At 42.5% G+C, this 16,645-nt stretch carries 26 protein-coding genes and 1 pseudogene; 25 read left to right on the top strand and 2 right to left on the bottom strand.

The annotated features are described in order from the left end of the window. Window positions 1-192 precede the first annotated feature (192 nt). Window positions 193-1,272, top strand: a complete 1,080-nt coding sequence (locus tag SGP1_RS06240; RefSeq protein WP_243466177.1) for a tyrosine-type recombinase/integrase — start codon at window positions 193-195, stop codon at window positions 1,270-1,272. A gap of 110 nt (window positions 1,273-1,382) precedes the next feature. Beyond that, window positions 1,383-2,771 carry an MFS transporter gene (locus SGP1_RS06235; RefSeq protein ID WP_011410600.1) on the top strand — a complete coding sequence of 463 codons (1,389 nt, stop codon included), beginning with the start codon at window positions 1,383-1,385 and terminating at the stop codon, window positions 2,769-2,771. A gap of 189 nt (window positions 2,772-2,960) precedes the next feature. On the opposite strand, the gene SGP1_RS26750 is transcribed toward SGP1_RS06235, so the two are convergent. After that, entirely contained in the window at window positions 2,961-3,539 is a 579-nt protein-coding gene (locus SGP1_RS26750) for a metal-dependent hydrolase (RefSeq protein WP_011410599.1), read from the bottom strand. 207 nt (window positions 3,540-3,746) lie between these two features. On the opposite strand from SGP1_RS26750, the gene SGP1_RS06230 reads away from it, so the two are divergent. The 5 genes from SGP1_RS06230 to SGP1_RS06205 all read left to right on the top strand — a co-directional run bounded on the left by SGP1_RS06230 (window position 3,747) and on the right by SGP1_RS06205 (window position 7,011). Then, window positions 3,747-4,652, top strand: a complete 906-nt coding sequence (locus SGP1_RS06230; RefSeq protein WP_011410598.1) for an Rpn family recombination-promoting nuclease/putative transposase — start codon at window positions 3,747-3,749, stop codon at window positions 4,650-4,652. Window positions 4,653-5,176: 524 nt separating this feature from the next. After that, window positions 5,177-5,464 carry a hypothetical protein gene (locus SGP1_RS06220; protein ID WP_041866681.1) on the top strand — a complete coding sequence of 96 codons (288 nt, stop codon included), beginning with the start codon at window positions 5,177-5,179 and terminating at the stop codon, window positions 5,462-5,464. Continuing rightward, window positions 5,464-5,970, top strand: a complete 507-nt coding sequence (locus SGP1_RS36155) for a hypothetical protein (RefSeq protein WP_011410597.1) — start codon at window positions 5,464-5,466, stop codon at window positions 5,968-5,970. Before SGP1_RS06220 ends, SGP1_RS36155 begins: the two co-directional genes overlap by 1 nt. Beyond that, the gene (locus SGP1_RS06210; RefSeq protein ID WP_041866680.1) at window positions 5,957-6,577 is read left to right on the top strand and encodes a YqaJ viral recombinase family protein; all 621 of its coding nucleotides are present in this window, start codon (window positions 5,957-5,959) and stop codon (window positions 6,575-6,577) included. Before SGP1_RS36155 ends, SGP1_RS06210 begins: the two co-directional genes overlap by 14 nt. Window positions 6,578-6,609: 32 nt before the next feature. Next, window positions 6,610-7,011 (top strand): single-stranded DNA-binding protein, encoded by a 402-nt coding sequence (locus SGP1_RS06205; RefSeq protein WP_041867407.1) that lies wholly within the window; start codon window positions 6,610-6,612, stop codon window positions 7,009-7,011. 8 nt (window positions 7,012-7,019) lie between these two features. On the opposite strand, the gene SGP1_RS06200 is transcribed toward SGP1_RS06205, so the two are convergent. After that, window positions 7,020-7,379 (bottom strand): hypothetical protein, encoded by a 360-nt coding sequence (locus tag SGP1_RS06200; protein WP_011410595.1) that lies wholly within the window; start codon window positions 7,377-7,379, stop codon window positions 7,020-7,022. A gap of 116 nt (window positions 7,380-7,495) precedes the next feature. Between SGP1_RS06200 and SGP1_RS06195 the strand changes: the two genes are divergently transcribed. From SGP1_RS06195 to SGP1_RS26740, 18 genes and pseudogenes are all read left to right on the top strand, one after another. Then, window positions 7,496-8,296, top strand: a complete 801-nt coding sequence (locus SGP1_RS06195) for a KilA-N domain-containing protein (RefSeq protein ID WP_011410594.1) — start codon at window positions 7,496-7,498, stop codon at window positions 8,294-8,296. A gap of 294 nt (window positions 8,297-8,590) precedes the next feature. Then, window positions 8,591-8,782, top strand: a complete 192-nt coding sequence (locus SGP1_RS29225) for a hypothetical protein (RefSeq protein ID WP_148203388.1) — start codon at window positions 8,591-8,593, stop codon at window positions 8,780-8,782. Window position 8,783: 1 nt separating this feature from the next. Continuing rightward, window positions 8,784-9,077 carry a hypothetical protein gene (locus SGP1_RS29220; RefSeq protein WP_148203387.1) on the top strand — a complete coding sequence of 98 codons (294 nt, stop codon included), beginning with the start codon at window positions 8,784-8,786 and terminating at the stop codon, window positions 9,075-9,077. Beyond that, window positions 9,070-9,480, top strand: a complete 411-nt coding sequence (locus tag SGP1_RS06185; RefSeq protein ID WP_041866678.1) for a replication protein — start codon at window positions 9,070-9,072, stop codon at window positions 9,478-9,480. Before SGP1_RS29220 ends, SGP1_RS06185 begins: the two co-directional genes overlap by 8 nt. A gap of 193 nt (window positions 9,481-9,673) precedes the next feature. After that, window positions 9,674-9,922 (top strand): hypothetical protein, encoded by a 249-nt coding sequence (locus SGP1_RS23520; RefSeq protein ID WP_050747446.1) that lies wholly within the window; start codon window positions 9,674-9,676, stop codon window positions 9,920-9,922. Between the two features lie 308 nt (window positions 9,923-10,230). Continuing rightward, window positions 10,231-10,962, top strand: a complete 732-nt coding sequence (dnaC, locus tag SGP1_RS06175; RefSeq protein ID WP_041866677.1) for a DNA replication protein DnaC — start codon at window positions 10,231-10,233, stop codon at window positions 10,960-10,962. A 295-nt stretch (window positions 10,963-11,257) separates the two neighbouring features. Next, window positions 11,258-11,803 (top strand): phage N-6-adenine-methyltransferase, encoded by a 546-nt coding sequence (locus tag SGP1_RS06170; protein WP_011410592.1) that lies wholly within the window; start codon window positions 11,258-11,260, stop codon window positions 11,801-11,803. Continuing rightward, window positions 11,769-12,134 (top strand): RusA family crossover junction endodeoxyribonuclease, encoded by a 366-nt coding sequence (locus tag SGP1_RS06165; protein ID WP_041866676.1) that lies wholly within the window; start codon window positions 11,769-11,771, stop codon window positions 12,132-12,134. The genes SGP1_RS06170 and SGP1_RS06165 overlap by 35 nt, the downstream gene beginning before the upstream one ends. A 39-nt stretch (window positions 12,135-12,173) precedes the next feature. Next, the gene (locus tag SGP1_RS26745) at window positions 12,174-12,353 is read left to right on the top strand and encodes a phage holin family protein (protein WP_083764686.1); all 180 of its coding nucleotides are present in this window, start codon (window positions 12,174-12,176) and stop codon (window positions 12,351-12,353) included. Between the two features lie 22 nt (window positions 12,354-12,375). After that, window positions 12,376-12,609, top strand: a complete 234-nt coding sequence (locus SGP1_RS06160; protein ID WP_041866675.1) for a hypothetical protein — start codon at window positions 12,376-12,378, stop codon at window positions 12,607-12,609. Further along, the gene (locus SGP1_RS06155) at window positions 12,609-13,106 is read left to right on the top strand and encodes a lysozyme (protein WP_011410591.1); all 498 of its coding nucleotides are present in this window, start codon (window positions 12,609-12,611) and stop codon (window positions 13,104-13,106) included. The genes SGP1_RS06160 and SGP1_RS06155 overlap by 1 nt, the downstream gene beginning before the upstream one ends. Before the next feature lie 163 nt (window positions 13,107-13,269). Further along, window positions 13,270-13,884 (top strand): Rha family transcriptional regulator, encoded by a 615-nt coding sequence (locus tag SGP1_RS06150; RefSeq protein WP_050747445.1) that lies wholly within the window; start codon window positions 13,270-13,272, stop codon window positions 13,882-13,884. Next, window positions 13,862-14,071: a hypothetical protein gene (locus SGP1_RS06145; RefSeq protein ID WP_041866674.1), complete on the top strand. Its 210-nt coding sequence runs from the start codon at window positions 13,862-13,864 to the stop codon at window positions 14,069-14,071. Before SGP1_RS06150 ends, SGP1_RS06145 begins: the two co-directional genes overlap by 23 nt. A gap of 245 nt (window positions 14,072-14,316) precedes the next feature. Continuing rightward, window positions 14,317-15,306 (top strand): DNA cytosine methyltransferase, encoded by a 990-nt coding sequence (locus SGP1_RS06140; protein ID WP_011410590.1) that lies wholly within the window; start codon window positions 14,317-14,319, stop codon window positions 15,304-15,306. Next, window positions 15,221-15,699: pseudogene (locus SGP1_RS35585) on the top strand (lysis protein). The gene SGP1_RS06140 and the pseudogene SGP1_RS35585 overlap by 86 nt, the downstream one beginning before the upstream one ends. After that, window positions 15,696-15,911, top strand: coding sequence for a DUF551 domain-containing protein (locus SGP1_RS06130; protein WP_050747444.1), 216 nt, complete (start codon window positions 15,696-15,698; stop codon window positions 15,909-15,911). The pseudogene SGP1_RS35585 and the gene SGP1_RS06130 overlap by 4 nt, the downstream one beginning before the upstream one ends. Window positions 15,912-15,916: 5 nt before the next feature. Next, window positions 15,917-16,231 (top strand): hypothetical protein, encoded by a 315-nt coding sequence (locus tag SGP1_RS29215; RefSeq protein WP_148203385.1) that lies wholly within the window; start codon window positions 15,917-15,919, stop codon window positions 16,229-16,231. Window positions 16,232-16,239: 8 nt separating this feature from the next. Next, window positions 16,240-16,578, top strand: a complete 339-nt coding sequence (locus SGP1_RS26740; RefSeq protein ID WP_011410589.1) for an HNH endonuclease signature motif containing protein — start codon at window positions 16,240-16,242, stop codon at window positions 16,576-16,578. Window positions 16,579-16,645: the final 67 nt, after the last annotated feature.

Genomic DNA, 16,645 nt, shown 5'->3' with positions numbered 1-16,645 from the left:
TTCATATTATAACATAGTATTTCACCATAACGACACCCGTAAGAGCACCCGTAATGGCAGGAACACTACTCACTGACAGCAAGATCAGAGGTATTAAACCCAAAGAGCAAGCGTATTACGTATGGCAGTCATCAGCCACCAGAGGTACAGGTCGCTTGGGTCTGAAAATTTACCCTTCCGGCAGAAAGATTTTTGTTTAGCAAGTACCATAAAGATGGTGCTCGCAAATTCCTTTCACTGGGAGATTATCCCACGGTAACTCTCGCAGAAGCAACCGCAAAAGCCCTCACCGCCGCTGCCAATATCACCGCGCCAGAAACGTCTATTGCTGAACACGCTACTATAAAACAATTGTTTGACGATTACATCACCACTCAAAAAAAACAAGGTAATCGCTCTCATGACAAAACAAAAAACAGACTCAACCAAGTGTTAACCAGTAAGTACATTGATCCTGCTACACCCGCTAAGGAAATAACACCCGTTCAGATTAAGCGTGTTCTTGCAGAGTTTATAGAGCGTGGGGCAAACGCCGGAGCAAATAAGATTAGAGCTAACCTTCATGCCGTATTCAATTTTGGGTTATTCGCGGACAACGATCCGGCCAACATTAACGGAAAAACCATTTACGGGCTTGACCGAAATCCAGTCAGTGTCATTCCACCACAAAAACGGGTAGATAAAGCACTTGATCGTTTTTTGTCATGGGAGGAACTCAGCGAGCTATTAAGATTGCTCTCAGTAACGGAATCAGCTTGCCCCATTCATCCAGACTTCGCTCAATTGACCATGCTGTGTATCTTTACCGGCGGGCAGCGCCCGTGGGAAATAATGACCAATACTCGTGATCATTGGGATGAGAAAAATAAAACCCTTACAGTACCGCCTCACATATCAAAAAATAGTGATTTCCACATTATCCCATTGAATCAAAGCGCCACTGAAATTTTAAAACGGCAGAGGGAAAAGTATCCAGACGTGATGTTTCTTTTTCCGGGCAATACAAAAGAAGGGCATTTGCTATCCGCTGAATACAGTAAACAACTCCGTAAATTTTGTAAATTAACCGGTTTTAATAAATTCACCCCCAGAGATATTCGCCGTACCTTTAAAACTCTGGCGGGGGATATGGGCATTAGTGCGGAAATGCGTGATAGACTTCAAAATCACAAGAGGCCAGGTGTGTCAGCGAAACATTACGATAGGTATAACTATCTAAGAGAAAAACGAGAAATAATTGAACAGTGGGAAAAAAAATTACTTGCTTTATGATGGATATAATTTTACATAAATTAGCTATTAGCTCTGAACGGCTAATAGATTATAAATATAGGGCCTTCTACCGCTAGGAATACTCTTTTGCGGATACAAAAGGAGCAAGTATGCAATCAGTAAAAGTAGGTATCACTGCTATACAACAACTGGATTCAGCTCCCCTAACAAAAAATCAAAAATCCCTTATATGTATGCTTACTATTGGAAATATTCTCGAATTTTTTGATTTATTTCTAGTCGGTTTTGTCATTACCCTGCTTATGCAAGATCAACGGTGGTCATTAGGCACAATACAGTCTGGTTTAATCCTTGCTGGGGCAGGACTTGGAACTGTCATCGGCGCAATTTTTTGGGGGTGGCTTGCTGATAAATATGGCCGTAAGAAATCATTTTTCTCATGTATTTTATTACTTGTAATATTTACCGGACTGGCTGCACTAACGCCTGAAAATAATTGGCTCTTTTTGTCAATCATGCGAGTTTGCGTAGGTATAGCCGTTGGCGGGCTTAATGTGATTTCTGTGCCTTATGTTCAAGAATTTGTACCTTCTAAAAAAAGAGGACTGTTTACTGGTTTGACTTCAGCATTTGTACCATTGGGTCTATTTCTCGGATCATTCGCTACTCGTTATCTGGCTGAACCGCTTGGTTGGAGAGGACTTTTAATTATTGGTTGTCTTCCTGCTATTTTATTAGCATGGAGAAAATTCATTCCAGAATCACCACGATATTTACTCTCTAAAGGACGTTTTCAGGATGCCCGTGAAGCTTACGCCTGGGCGATGAATATCCCTGTAACTAAAGTGGGGCATTTACCTGAATATGTATCGATTAGCAAAAGGTCTTATCTAAATATAATAAGGCACTACCCAAAACAACTTACTATTGTCGCTATTGGTTCATTTTCTTTTATACTAGGAAGTTTCGCTATTCAGTCATGGGGACAGGTATTATTGAATCAGATTTTCCATTTTAGTATTAATGTTGTGGCAAATTTATTCATGATACTGTCTTTAGGGGATTTAGTTGGCCGATTATTTTCAGCATGGATTTCCGATTATCTTGGAAGACGTCGAACTCTCTTTTTATTCGGTCTTATTGGTGCTTTTGGATGTATAATTGCAGCATTGTCTATACAGATCAGCACAATCGTGCATTTTTTAAATTTGAATATGCTATCTTCAAGCTGGATTTTCTTTTTTGGCATTCTTATCGCTATGATGTTTGGCGATGGGGCATTTGGAATTATTAATACATTTGGTGGAGAAATGTTTTCTAATCAGGTACGATCGACCTGTCTTGGACTCGGTTATGGTGTAGGTGCTACCGCTAAAATTGTTGGTCCTGTTTTTCTCGGCGGTCTAATCGATGGCAAAAATTTTTCTGAAAATGTCGTGTTCGTACCTTTCCTCATATTTTCATTTATTTTTTTTATCGGTTCTATCGTTTATCTGTTTGCTCACGAAACCCGTAATATCCAGCTTGAGTCGATGTAATTGATATCAATCTATGACTCAGATTCGTTAGTATTCATAGATATGAATTTAATCACTTAAGAGCAAATATCTTATGTATACTCAATAAACTTCAAGATGCACGGCAAGACCGCTCGAGGGGCTTGCTACTAGAGCCTTCTGATGGGGAGGTGGATGCATCTTGAAGTACGTTGAGTATAAAAGTCAATTTCAAATCAAATTGTTACGTACCCTTTGCCATATATTCTGTATAGAATCAGTAACCCATAATTTATTACTTATTAATATGTCAAAGGGATACAGAACAGCACATACCAGTACCAATACACAAAATATTCGTTCCCACTTAGGATATTTACTGGGGTTCAATATTGGCATACAGAAACGTCGACGATATGGCCATAGTAACGGTATTCCTGCTGGTGTTAACATATCAGCTACAACGTGGCTAATATAACCAACGATCATGGCATGGACAAAATCTACCGGTATCGGAATGATAATTCGTGACAATAAGTCTGAAGAAAGAAATATGCTGCACCCTACAATAGCCAGAAAACTGTGAGTAATGCCTCTATGACCGAACACTTTGGCAATGGGTATCGAAAGCCATTTTAATCGTTGGCCTAAAAAAGACTTGGGGTGATCGATGTCTGGTAGCAGGCAGGTTAATATTCCGCCAATAATGATATGCCCCCAGTTCCCTTGAGCTAATGCTGGTGATAACTCCAATTTCTTCGCAAAAATAGCGCTTGCTAAAACAAAGATGAAATGCCCGCCAGCAGTCATAGTAACCACACATAGTCATATTTTGATGTAATTATTTTTTTGTGTGTATTGTGCATCTAAAATAATTTAACAATCAACAGTTTACTAAGTTAAAAAAACGGTCCATGCTAGATAGCTGTTAGTGATATTCATTAAAAGCGATCCGGCTTATTAAAGGTTCAGTAATTTCAATGGTAGACTATCCCCTTAACGCGATATATTACACCCATGACAAAACCATCACTATCCCAACATGACTCGCTATTCAAAAAGTTCCTTGGCGATATCGCTATAGCTAGGGACTTTCTGGAAGTACATTTGCCATCTCATCTTCGAGAGCGCTGCGATTTCAGCACTCTTGCAATGGAATCAGGCAGCTTTATCGAAGACGACCTTCGTACCCAGTGTTCAGATATGCTTTACTCCGTGCAGACGAATTCGGGGAAAGGTTATATATACACAGTAGTCGAGCACCAGAGTCGCCCTGAAAAGCTAATGGCATTCAGGCTTCTACGGTACAGTGTGGCAGCCATGCAGCGACATATTGAGCAAGGTAACGATACCTTACCGGTAGTGATCCCCGTATTGTTCTATCACGGTGCTACGTCACCTTATCCTTATAGCACGCACTTCCTAGACTGTTTTGCTGATCCTGAGCTAGCAGCTACGGTGTATCAACAAGCTTTTCCGCTGGTTGATATTACCACGATACCGGATGAGGAGATCCTGACCCACCGACGAGTCGCACTCCTGCAACTTGTACAAAAGCACATCCGAACGCGCGATATGTTGGAACTTGCCGTAGAATTAGCTACTCTAATAGAAAAATGGCAGTATTCCAAAGAACAATGCAAGAGTTTATTATATTATATAGCTCAAGCAGGAAATACGATTGACGGCGAGGGATTCATACGTACCCTTGCGGAAAAAGCACCGACTTACCGGGAGGATTTTATGACGATTGCAGAACAGCTTGAGGCTAAAGGCCGCGAAAAAGGCAAGCATGAAGGCTACCAGCTAGGCCGACAGGATGCCATTCGTCAACTAGCCAAACAATTATTTGCTAATGGTGTTGATCGGCAAATTATAAAAACATCTACTGGTTTAACAGATGATGAACTAGATAAACTATGAGGCAAGAAGCTAGCTTGCCTCTAGCGCATACGGTAATCTTAATATAAAATAACATGTTGATTTTTATAGCACATTCTCTTATCTGTTTCAGCATCCAATAACTTTCAACAAAAACTCCCGAAAAATATCCTTATTTACTAACCAATTATTAAACTCATTTTGTATGGTCATCCAGTTTTCTGGTCGTAGTGGGATGATCTGACAGCCGAATCCTCGCCCGTTTTTCTTATCTGCTTTTGTGCTTCCCCGCCATCGGTTCCATAGTGTGCGAGAGCCGGAGCTATTTGTCCGGCTGATGGCGCTATCTCATCATGCATCAACCACATTGTATATTTCCGAAATTCAGGAGCCTGTAGCACTTTTTCCATAACTTCGGCCCGTGCTGTTTGTTTACGCAGTAAACCTTCTTGCTACATTCAAAAATCAATTAGACAGATACCCAACGGACAGCATTGATAACCGCTGCTTAACGAAAGCTTATCTCTATGCGGTCAAGAACCGCTATCGCCGAAGAAGGAAGCAGTATGGACATTCAAACTGAGAATGAAATTCTTCGGGCGCTGAAAAAATTAACGGTTGAAGAAGTGGAATTCTGTCATCCGGGCGGCGAGTATTTATACGAAAGTTTAACCAACGCTTATCTTGCTCAAAAACTCTCCGATACAGATAAAGGCGATGAATACGACGCATGGTTACTCGCACTGGAAACTACCGCCGGATTCGATGAAGTCTTATACGATGTTACCAAAAAAGTCGAACAAATTCTGTATCTGATGCGATGCCGTGATGCTTACTACGAGGTGCCCGCTTAATGACTGAAAAAACGCATTATAGAAAGGCGTTCGATTCCCCTTATTTGAGCAGCGCCGATATTGTTGAGCCGACAGTGTTAACCATCTCTCATGTTGTGCTCGAATTAGATAAAACCAAGAAAACGCAAGACAGGTTCAATACGGCTTATTTCAAAGAGAAGCACATTAGACCAAACGAAAGACTTAAGCCAATGATTCTTAATGCAACCAATAGCAAGGTCATTAAAAAAATATCAGGTTCGTCATTTATCGAAGACTGGCAGAATTTAACCGTGATGATTGAGGTTGAGCATGTCAAGTTTGGACGTGAATATGTCGAAGGATTAAGAGTCTACCCTGCCATTACTCAGAAAAAAACATTAACACCTGCTCAGGTTGAAATGTGGGAAAAGGCCAAACAAAGCTACATCAATAATGGGTCACTCGATAAAGTATTAGCACATGTTGAGATGTCACAGGAAGACCAGGAACGCCTCAAGCAGGAGTGCGCTAATGCAATGGCATGACGTACAACAAAATACGGAAGTGTGGGATACGCTTCGTTTAGGAAAGGTCACTGCATCACAGTTTAGCTGTTTTATGGCCAACCAGGGAAAAGCTTTCGGCGAACCGGCCAAGCGATATGCGTTACAGATTGTCCTAGAAATTATTACAGGGAAAAAATCAGAATTTAGTTTCACTAATGAGCACATGTTACGTGGACACGAACAGGAGCCAATAGCCAGAAGGCTATACGAAGAAACAAATTTTGTTGATGTAACTAACGGCGGATTTTTTGATTGTGGTGATTATGGCGATAGTCCAGACGGATTAGTTGGAAATGATGGTGTTATTGAAATTAAGTCCGTTACCGCCGCTGTGCATTTTGAAACATTGAAACGTAGAACGTTTGACCCCGTTTATAAATGGCAACTTATAGGCCACCTTGACTGCACGGGAAGGGCTTGGATCGATTTTGTCAGCTATTGCTCAGACTTTCCTGAGTATCGGCAATTAATCTCGCATAGGTTGTATCGCAAAGACTACGAAGAAGAGATTAATCAACTTCAAGCAAGAAGAAAAGCGTTTCTTAATCTGGTTGCCACTACCTGTGATGTTATAGAAAAAAGTTGATTGAAATAATCAATCATAAGCGAGTCAACATAATGACAATAAACACCGTGATATTTTCCGGTAATCTTGGCGGTGACTGTACGACACGCAGTACCACAAGCGGCAAGTTGATTGCCACATTTTCTTTACCAGTCAAGCAAGGATACGGTGAGCATGAGAAAATCTCTTGGGTGCAATGTCGAATGTTTGGTGCCAAAGCTGAAAAGTTACCCATTTATCTGACACGAGGAACCAAGGTTACTGTTATCGGCCAATTTTTGCTCGAAAGTTGGACGGGGAAAGATGGTATAGAAAAAACAACCGCTGTTGTTCTGGTTAACGAGATTGATTTCTCCAGTAAGCAGGAAAATAAACCTCAGCAAAATCAACCACTAGCAAGTCAATCTGGAAATGTAACGTCAGGCTCATTTTATGACGACGAGATCCCCTTTTGAAGGCTAGTTTAAAGAAATTTCATAATGGCCGTAGCGATACCGACGATAGCAGCCATCATGCCAGCCATTTTTATGAGCAACCAAGTTGATATACTTTCAACATCTTTGCGAAGTAAAGCGATTTGAGCGGCTGTATCTTTACGGGAATCGATGATCTGTGCTTCCACTTTTTCAAAACGATGTTCCATATCCTTACGGACATCGGCAATATCGCGTTTTACCTCGGTGATATCCGACTTCGTCGCTACATCCGCCACTTCGTGTGACTTGCGAACAGCGATAGAAATCGCTCTTGCCTGATCTTTCGGCAACCCAGCGTTTTCTAGTGTTTCGACGAATTCTTGAGTATCAAATGCAACTTGGCCCATAGCGAAACCTCCTGTTTTTTCTTTAGTTTAAACCTTTTGAGGGTCAACAAGCAAAATTTTAAAAGTCACCCGTCAATGTATTTCAACCAAATTCATTTAACAATGAAGAAATTATTATGACTAAATTAATTGTAATTGAAAATACCGTTGTTCGTCAGGACGCTTTCGGACGTTACTGTTTGAATGATTTACATCGTGCGGCAGTGGCGCAAGGTAAAGCGACGGAATCTCAGCGCCCATCAAACTTCCTTAAATCAGAAGGAGTAAGTAATTTTGTACAAAAAGCAAGCGAAGCTACGAAAATAGCTTCGGTCAATATCATCAAAGGTGGTATTGAATCTGGTAGCTGGGCAGTTGAGCTTATTGCTATCCGATATGCTGCTTGGATAGACCCCGCTTTTGAAGTTCAGGTTTATGAGCGGTTTAGAGATTCAGTAAAAAGCAATAACGGTGTACTGGTTGAAAAGGTTCAAGCTGGATTGGCAATGCTCGCTTTTTACAAGCAGGAGCTACGTATTGCACCTTCTGCCATGTTGGGCGCAATGAAAAAACTCCAATCGTCCCTCGGCATGCCAGATATTCTACCAGCCTACGCCATAGACGCACCAGAGAAAAGTGTAACCGGATCAAGTGAGGTTACACATTCGCTCACTGAGCTTTTACTGCTGCACGGTAAACCCTATACGCCCCAATCTGGTTATCGGCGGCTGCAACTGCTCGGACTCGCTGAACGTAAATCGCGCCCTAGCAGCAAGCATCCTGATAAAGAAAAACTGTTCTGGTCGCTAACGGAGAAAGGTTTGCAGTTCGGTAAGAACCTGACAGACAACAATAACCCGCGCCAGACGCAACCACACTTCTACGACAGCCTCTTTCCCAAGCTTTTAAGCGTCATGATGAACGGAATTGCAGCATAAACCCATGTACGCATTGACGAAAGAGCAAAACATGCGCTATATTCTACTCAGCACCTTAACAAAACGGGTGCCGGGTTTGACAGCCCAAGTCAAAGAGCGGATATAACACGCCGCTTTAGTGCGGTTTTTTACGTCCGAAATCAGCGTTACGCCCCAATAATGGCGTGATGTAACGGGGGAGCCGTAAGGCTCGCCGGATTTCTCTTTGACCGGTCTGTCAACCCTGTTACGTCTCGCCACCCTGTTTGACAGCAGGTAGCGAGATTTGGAAAACTTCAAAGAGAGGGCAACACTATGGTTGCTACGACCCAAACTCGTTCTGAATTTATTGATACCTACTGGATTATTCCAGAGTACTCCACCACGCCTTACGGCAAAGTGTCGTTTACACGTCAAGATCGCCGCACCTTCAATTCCATGTTCAAAGATAGCCGCCTAATATGGGCTGGTCGTCAACCTGTGCAAGCTGGTATGGGGGGAAATTAACATGAGAATTGTTGATACCTCGACTGCACAGCAGGAAAAAATAAGACCAGAAATTAGTCATGAAAGCCACACCAGACTTATTAGAGCGATGGAAGTGGCGGGATATATTTACGAACACATAAATAAACATTCGTGTGAACATGAGTCAATGCCTTGGCTTCCTGAAATTATTGATTATTTACGAGAAGATATTAGTTGCATTTTTAAGGAAATCGACGAATGGGAGTTGAAAGATAGTTTATCAAAAGTCGATTTACTTAAAGAAAATGATTTACAGGAACCTTGTCATGACTAACGTTACCTATGCCTATTTTAAATCAAAAGATGAGGAACAGGCGTTTCTCATGACGGGAAGCGATATTGGATTTACTAAGTGGGATAATGAGTTAAAGGAAGCATTACTACGCGCGCCTCTTACATTTCGGCAATATAAAGTATTTGACGCAATTCACCGACTGACTATCGATTGGAATAAACAGTGTGCACACATTGAAAATACGCGAATAGGGAAAATGACGGCTATCCATCATACACATGTCAGTAAAGTTAGGAAGGAACTTGAAAACATGAATATGATATTCAAACACAATAATGAAGTCTCCATAAATCAAAATTATCATGAGTGGAGTTTCAATAAAAGTTTAGCTAAACCAGCTAATAAAGTTAAGCCGAAACAGCTAATAGTGAGGAAACGTTAGCTAAAACGGCTAATAAAAATAAGCCAAATCAGCTAATGAGCGTTTAGCCGAATCAGCTAAACATAAAAGAAAGGAAAGAAATATATTAAAACATAAACCACCCCAAACCCCTCCTTCGGTAAAATCAAAATCGTTTGACCCAAGCTCGGTAGAACTTCCTGATTGGCTACCGAGACCAACCTGGGATTCTTGGGTGCAGTACCGGAAGGAAATCAACAAGCCGATTAAATCCCAGCAGACGGTAATTCAGGCTATCAAGCTGCTAGGCAAGTGCCGCGATAACGGACATCAGCCTGAAGAAATTATTAACGCTAGTATCGCCAACGGTTGGCAAGGACTCTTCGAGCCACAGCAAGCCGCTAAACCTCGGGCGACCAGTTTGGTCAATCAGGTGGCAACACGTCCCAGTAGTCCAGCGGGATTTATCGTGGTGAACGGCTGAATCTTGAATTTGTATGCTCAATCCTGTTCTAGAATCAATTTTAAGGCACCGAGAAAGCCCGTCACGGCGTTTTCTACCCTAAAGACACGAACGTACCACTTGAGCACTAGAATCGCCCAGAGAGGCTTGCAGGAGTTTTTAGCGTGAGGTTGTGTTCAGCAGTCGATTCTAAGGTATCCAGGAACCGCTGAGTGACGTTTTCTCAACCCTAAAAGACGCGCACCACAGATTCGATATTAAACCGCTCTCAGCGTGTTACAGCTCGCGTGAGTGGATACGCTGAAGCGACAATACGGAGTTTCCCCCCGATGATGAATATCATTGAACGACTGAAAAAAATTATGCCAAAGCATGTGCAACCCATAACCACTAATCGTGATGAATATTTCGCCGTGGTGGAAAAAATATCACGGGAAGCCAGTCAGAAAACCGTGGAATTGAACAGGCAAAACCGCCTCAAGTATCTAATTGGACGCTCAGGGATATCCCCCCTGCATCAGGATTGTCGCTTTGAAAATTATCAAGCCTATACTGCTGATCAACGAGCTGCTTTACATCAAGCTATTGCGTTTGCAAAAAACTTTGGCTCAGGTTTTGGGGGATTTGTTTTTAGCGGCTCCTGTGGGACAGGGAAAAATCATCTTGCAGCCGCTATTGGTCATTGCTTGATAAACAAAGGTAAATCCGTGTTGTGCATCACCGTTGCTGATTTGATGATGCGCTTTCGGTCAACGTATGAAAAACATGCCGAATGGAGCGAAGAGGGCTTATTGCGTGAGTTATGCAACGTTGATTTACTGGTTCTCGATGAGATAGGTATCCAGCACCGAAATAGCGACAATACGCAAATTCTGATTAACCAACTTGTTGACCGTAGAACGTCACACAAAAAACCGATTGGTATGTTAACTAATTTAACGGGTGAGCAAATAAGCGGCGTATTGGGCGAGAGAGTACTTGACCGCATGATGATGGATAACGGCATTTGGATTAATTTCAATTGGGAAAGTTACCGCTCAAAAGTTAAATGTCATGCTTAAACCAAACAAACAATCCGCATCGCCATTTTATCTTTAAAAAAGTAAAAATATTTATGACATATTTACGAAAAAGTTGGTTTCGACACGAGGCCATCAGCACGAGGCAAGCTAATAGACTTGTGAAACGATATACTGAGAAAGGGTATCATGTTGAGAAATCGCTTAACGCCGACCATAAATTATGGGATGTCGCCGTTAAACTGGTAGAAAGCGGGAATAATCACCCCACCCCACGCTGCATGATTAACAAAGTCTGGAATTCTCCGTTATATAAAAATCCTACCGTGGTTTAAATATGCTAATCAGTAATACACCAAAGTCATTCAAAGACAGATGGCAAACACCTATTGAAGTATTTCGAGCCCTTGATGCTGAATTTAATTTCAAACTGGATGCTGCCGCCGATAAAAGCAACGCGCTATGCAAAGCGTTTTTAACTGAACAGCACGACGCATTGAAAAGCGACTGGAATAGCAAAGGTGCTATCTTCTGTAATCCGCCATACAGCAAGATTATGCCTTGGGTGAAGAAAGCGGCTGAGCAGTGTAAAAAACAGAATCAGACTATTGTGATGCTACTGCCTTCTGATACCTCTACAGCATGGTTTTATGAAGCGTTAAAAACATCTGATGAAGTGCGTTTCATCACCGAGGGACGACTCTCATTTATCTCTGCCGAAACAGGCAAGGAAGGAAAGGCGGGCAACAGCAAGGGCAGTGTGTTGTTTATCTGGCGACCGTGGCGAATACCTGGATGCTGGATGACGTATGTCCAAAGAAAAGAATTATTAAAAAAAGGTGTGAATCGTGATAATCGAACTCCCCTTCCCGCCCAGCGTTAATACTTATTGGCGACATAATTCAAAACGCATTTACCTCAGTGATAAAGCAAAAGAATTTAAAGCAACAACCGCAAAAATTGTCAAAGAGATGCGCCAGAAATCTGACTGTCAAAAATTTGAAGGTGAGGTCTCTGTATTGATGCAACTCTATCTACCCAACAAGAGAAAGCGTGATGTAGACAATTACTCTAAAGGCGTACTCGATTCTTTAACTGGGGCAGATATTTGGCACGATGATAGCCAGGTTCGCGTGATGACCGTTGAGAAGATGGATAACAACGGTGGTGTAAAAGGCGGCAAGTGTGTTGTCATTATTGATGAATGTTGTTAACCGTTAAAATCCTACAAAACTAAATAAATAAAACACTCTATGAATAACATTGAAAAATACACAACGGGCACGGCCTATAGTGCCAGCGCGACGACGTTTCTATGCGGTGCGCTATCGCTTAGTGAATGGGCGCTGGTTACGGGTATTATCTGTTCAATATTGACCGTTGGCCTCAACTGGTACTACCGACATAAAGAGTACCGTTTCAAGAAAAAATAATAACAATAAAGAGGAAGTAACGATGGGCAATGAATTAAAACTCCATTTTCACCCTTCCAGTGAAAAACCCGGCAAGTCATCAAAAGCTGAGCAGTATCTTATTACCAATAATGCAGCTTATTACAATGTCGTGGTCAGTGTTGTTGCGGAAAGTGGGGATTTTCTCTACTTCCAGGGTTGGGATAACGGGCAGTATGAAACGTTCACACCCGACATGTACCAATACTGGGCTGAACTACCGATCGGATTACTATAATGTCTCCCGAACTTCGTAAACGATTGATAACAGTGACGTCAGGTGGCGTATTAGCGCTGGCTGCCGTCTTGGTGCAGTGGCACGAAGGTAAGCGCTATAAGCCCTATCGTGATGGCGGCGGGGTGCTCACTGTCTGTCACGGTCATACCGGCAAGGACGTTACGCCAGGGGAAATTTATAACGAAGAAGAATGTAACGCGTTGATGAAAAAGGATTTGCAGGTAGCACGTGCTACTGTTGAACGTTATGTCACTGTTCAGCTTACCGATTTGCAGAAAGCCGCTTTGACTTCATTTGTTTACAATATCGGCAGTGGGGCATTTGCCAATTCAACGCTACTTAAAAAGTTGAACGCCGGAGATATTCAAGGCGCTTGTGACCAGATGCGCCGATGGAAATACGATGAAGGAAAGGTATCAAACGGGCTGATTAACCGCAGAGAGGTAGAACGGGAAATTTGTTTAAATCCGAATGCACTAATCAATCCAACTCAATGAGCCTTGGTTGTCGTTCAAGGCTTTTCTATACGCTCCGCTGTGTAAAGAATCACATCAAACCTGAACCTTTTGAAATGAGCCTTTGAGGAAGTCGGTTAGTGCTGGCGAGCCTTGATGGACTAATTTCCTGTGCGGCAAAGGTTCATTTCAAAAGGAAAACGCAATGCAATATTCAAATGTTGTAGTACTACCTGTATCAAAAAAACCTACCATGAGTAGCCTTGAAATGATCGACTACATTAACGCTGACCGTGCATCAAAAGCAAAAAGTGAAGGATTGGCGTTCCCTTGCAAGAAATACAGACAATTACAACACAGAAGCTTTTTAACAAAAGTACCGAAAGTGTTAGGCGAGCACTCAGCAAAATTTTTTGCTCAGTACAAAGACAGCACCGGTCGTGATCTTCCTTGCTACCGCTTCCCCAAGCGTGAAGCCTGTTTGATGGCTATGAGCTACAGTTACGAATTACAGGCCACCGTGTTCGACAGGATGACTGAGTTAGAAGGTGGTCAAGATATTAACCTTCTCGACTTGTCCGGTTTAACAGAACTCACCATTAAGCAGATGCAAGATCGGGTTGCACTGGCTGAAAAGCATTCTTTTACAGAGCATGGTCAAAAAGGTAGCAGCCTAATGGCATTGCGTAGAAGAGAAAAAAAGACAATTACAATAGTTGAAGAACAGGTGAAAAAACTCTCTCAACTTCTTCTATGCGATCTTGGCGATTTTCCAGATACCAGGAATTTAAAACAAGATGAACAACCTAGAATTCATTGAAAAACATGTAATAACTGAATTGATGAAGCAAGGATATGACCAATCTGTGGCACGGATCAGTGCAGACATAGCGAAAGAACATTATCGCCGCAATACCGCCAGTGCAAAAGGTAAGATGTTTGTAGATTGTCTGCATGTTGCCAAAGTCTGGGCTGGAAAATATCAGCCTCAAATTAAAATAAAATGAGGATGACTTCATGTGGATATTAATCCTGGCTATGTATGCCAGTCCTTACTCATTCAGTAACGTAGCTAGCCTTCATACACAAGAGTTTGACACTGAAAATAGGTATCAATTTGCCGCAAAAAGGTTTGAACAGGAATTTGAGACTTTTAAGGACATCAACGCAAAAGCAATTTGTGTAAAAAAATAATTACCCGTTCTGAATTTATCCCCATAAATCTTATTATATCGCACGGTAAGGAATCATTTTGTCTGCTTATTACAACGAGATTGACCCTTACGCGGCACAATGGCTGCGTAATTTAATCGTTGCTGGCCATATCGCCGAGGGTGATGTCGATGAACGCTCAATAGAGGATGTGAAACCTGATGACCTCAAGTCATATACCCAATGTCATTTCTTCGCCGGAATGGGTGTCTGGTCATACGCATTGCGTCATGCAGGATGGCCGGATAATAAGCCAGTCTGGACAGGAAGCTGCACTTGTCAACCTTTCAGCGCGGCAGGCAAGGGAAAGGGATTTGCTGACGAGCGACACTTATGGCCCGAGTTCTTCCACCTCATCCAGCAGTGCAAACCTGGCGTTATCTTTGGTGAGCAAGTTGCAAGCCCTGACGGACTCTCTTGGCTCGACCTTGTACAAACTGACCTAGAAGCAGCGGGCTACACCACAGCAGCACTTGATTTATGCGCTGCGGGCTTCGGTGCACCGCACATCAGACAGAGACTCTACTGGGTGGCCGACGCCCACTGCGCGGGACTGGAAGGATGGCAGGGAATGCAATGCAGCGATCAAATCCCAGCTAGGACGTTTGGTATGGCTGACGGGCTGGGCAACACCCAATACAATGGATATCTTACCGATGAGAAGTCGGAAAGCATTAGCCAACTCGAGGAAGAAAGGCGGCTGTGCCAATCTGAAAGATCAGATACACGAAATAGTGTACTGCAAATATCCCTGCCGACTAACAGCTTCTGGCGAAATGCGGACTGGCTCTTCTGCCGGGATGAAAAGTGGCGGCCAGTTGAACCCGGCGCATGCCCGCTGGCTGATGGGATTACCTCCAGAGTGGGACGACTGCGCGCCTACGGGAATGCGATTGTTCCGCAAGTTGCATCAGCATTCATAACGGCATTTCTGGAAACAACTTATGCATTGGAAAATTCCTCTTGTTATCGCTTTGCTACTGACCTCAATGTTAGGAGTAACCCTGTATTACCGGACACTGTATTATGACGCTGAAAAAGCACGAAAGATTGCTGTATTTGATAGGGAAAAACAACAGGTTGCATTTGAGCAGTTAAGCCATCAAATGCAGACCATCTCAGCGCTGGATACACAACACACCAAAGCACTTGAACATGATAAGAAACTTATTACCCAGCTTGAGCGCGATGTGGCTACTGGTCGTCGCCGGTTGCACGTCAAAGCAACCTGTTCCAATGTGTCCGCCAATGCCACCTCCTCCAGCCTGGATGATGCAGCCCGCGCCAGACTGACTACACCGCTCAACGAAATTATTTCACCCTCAGACGGCGAATCGAAATTGCGGAAGAGCAGATAAACGGCTTGCAGGATTATGTGCGGCAAGTAGTCTTGTCTCATCAACAGGAAGCGAAGAATAAATGAACTGGATTGATTGTCGTGTTCGTCTGCCAGATATTGACGATAACGTACTTATTTATAATAACAATACAAAAGGTCAGCTAGTTGGCGTTTATCTGGGTAATGGCCAATTTCACTATGCCGATTGTTGTCAAGGTATCCAGAAAATATGTACCGCCAGTCACTGGATGTCGTTGCATGAGCCGCCAATTGTGAATAAAAGCATTAGAGGATAAACAATATGGGAAAATATAGGAGCGTTGGTTTTCACGCAATTCAAGTCTTTTTTAAAGATACGGATATGCCAGAAGAATATCTGTCGATGTGTGCGCCAACAATAACATATGATTTCTTAAGATTTATTACGCTTGAAAAGAAAGAATGTATTATTCCAGCATCGAGAGTAAAACACTTAAAAGTACTTCCTCTAGAAAAATACAGAGCAAGCAATAAGAGTGAATCGAAACACACCTTTTGTACAAGTATTGATTCTGATTGTATCAATAATATTCAAAAAGAATTGCGAATATTATTTAATAATAGACCAGTGAATTAAAATACCAAATGAAAAAAATCACACTCTACGATTCTCGCTGGGATAAAGCGCGCCGAGTTTTTCTTGCCAGAAATCCATTATGCGTAATGTGCCTGGAAAGTGATTTAATTAATCCTGCTACCGTCGTTGACCACATTGTACCGCACCGTCTTCACTTTGCTCAGACAGCAGAAAAAGTTAAGACAGCACAAAAACGTTTTTGGGATGAAAAGAACTGGCAGCCCCTCTGCGTTCAGCATCACAACACAACCAAGCAACGAATGGAAAAAGGTAACAAAGGCTTTGGCTGTGATGAAAACGGGATGCCGAGTAATCCCAATAGTCACTGGTATCAACAAAATAAATAGGGAGGGTGGGTTAAAAGTTCCCGTAAAAAGGGCTTACTGACCTATGTGCCCCCTCTGTACGCACAGT

This window comes from Sodalis glossinidius str. 'morsitans', from assembly GCF_000010085.1.
Lineage (GTDB): Bacteria > Pseudomonadota > Gammaproteobacteria > Enterobacterales > Enterobacteriaceae > Sodalis > Sodalis glossinidius.
Note: the sequence above shows the minus strand (reverse complement) of the source record. Positions and strands in the feature narration are given on the sequence as shown.

Excerpts from the sequence above, each read along its gene's own strand:
- SGP1_RS36155 (WP_011410597.1), top strand. The coding sequence starts at position 5,464 with ATGACTGAAAAAACGCATTATAGAAAGGCGTTCGATTCCCCTTATTTG.
- SGP1_RS06230 (WP_011410598.1), top strand. The coding sequence starts at position 3,747 with ATGACAAAACCATCACTATCCCAACATGACTCGCTATTCAAAAAGTTC.
- SGP1_RS06170 (WP_011410592.1), top strand. The coding sequence starts at position 11,258 with ATGCTAATCAGTAATACACCAAAGTCATTCAAAGACAGATGGCAAACA.
- SGP1_RS29225 (WP_148203388.1), top strand. The coding sequence starts at position 8,591 with ATGGTTGCTACGACCCAAACTCGTTCTGAATTTATTGATACCTACTGG.
- SGP1_RS06195 (WP_011410594.1), top strand. The coding sequence starts at position 7,496 with ATGACTAAATTAATTGTAATTGAAAATACCGTTGTTCGTCAGGACGCT.
- SGP1_RS06155 (WP_011410591.1), top strand. The coding sequence starts at position 12,609 with ATGTCTCCCGAACTTCGTAAACGATTGATAACAGTGACGTCAGGTGGC.
- SGP1_RS06130 (WP_050747444.1), top strand. The coding sequence starts at position 15,696 with ATGAACTGGATTGATTGTCGTGTTCGTCTGCCAGATATTGACGATAAC.
- SGP1_RS26745 (WP_083764686.1), top strand. The coding sequence starts at position 12,174 with ATGAATAACATTGAAAAATACACAACGGGCACGGCCTATAGTGCCAGC.
- SGP1_RS06235 (WP_011410600.1), top strand. The coding sequence starts at position 1,383 with ATGCAATCAGTAAAAGTAGGTATCACTGCTATACAACAACTGGATTCA.
- dnaC (WP_041866677.1), top strand. The coding sequence starts at position 10,231 with ATGATGAATATCATTGAACGACTGAAAAAAATTATGCCAAAGCATGTG.
- SGP1_RS06150 (WP_050747445.1), top strand. The coding sequence starts at position 13,270 with ATGCAATATTCAAATGTTGTAGTACTACCTGTATCAAAAAAACCTACC.
- SGP1_RS26740 (WP_011410589.1), top strand. The coding sequence starts at position 16,240 with ATGAAAAAAATCACACTCTACGATTCTCGCTGGGATAAAGCGCGCCGA.
- SGP1_RS06205 (WP_041867407.1), top strand. The coding sequence starts at position 6,610 with ATGACAATAAACACCGTGATATTTTCCGGTAATCTTGGCGGTGACTGT.
- SGP1_RS06185 (WP_041866678.1), top strand. The coding sequence starts at position 9,070 with ATGACTAACGTTACCTATGCCTATTTTAAATCAAAAGATGAGGAACAG.
- SGP1_RS06160 (WP_041866675.1), top strand. The coding sequence starts at position 12,376 with ATGGGCAATGAATTAAAACTCCATTTTCACCCTTCCAGTGAAAAACCC.
- SGP1_RS06200 (WP_011410595.1), bottom strand. The coding sequence starts at position 7,379 with ATGGGCCAAGTTGCATTTGATACTCAAGAATTCGTCGAAACACTAGAA.
- SGP1_RS29215 (WP_148203385.1), top strand. The coding sequence starts at position 15,917 with ATGGGAAAATATAGGAGCGTTGGTTTTCACGCAATTCAAGTCTTTTTT.
- SGP1_RS06210 (WP_041866680.1), top strand. The coding sequence starts at position 5,957 with ATGCAATGGCATGACGTACAACAAAATACGGAAGTGTGGGATACGCTT.
- SGP1_RS26750 (WP_011410599.1), bottom strand. The coding sequence starts at position 3,539 with ATGACTGCTGGCGGGCATTTCATCTTTGTTTTAGCAAGCGCTATTTTT.
- SGP1_RS06145 (WP_041866674.1), top strand. The coding sequence starts at position 13,862 with ATGAACAACCTAGAATTCATTGAAAAACATGTAATAACTGAATTGATG.
- SGP1_RS06220 (WP_041866681.1), top strand. The coding sequence starts at position 5,177 with ATGGACATTCAAACTGAGAATGAAATTCTTCGGGCGCTGAAAAAATTA.
- SGP1_RS29220 (WP_148203387.1), top strand. The coding sequence starts at position 8,784 with ATGAGAATTGTTGATACCTCGACTGCACAGCAGGAAAAAATAAGACCA.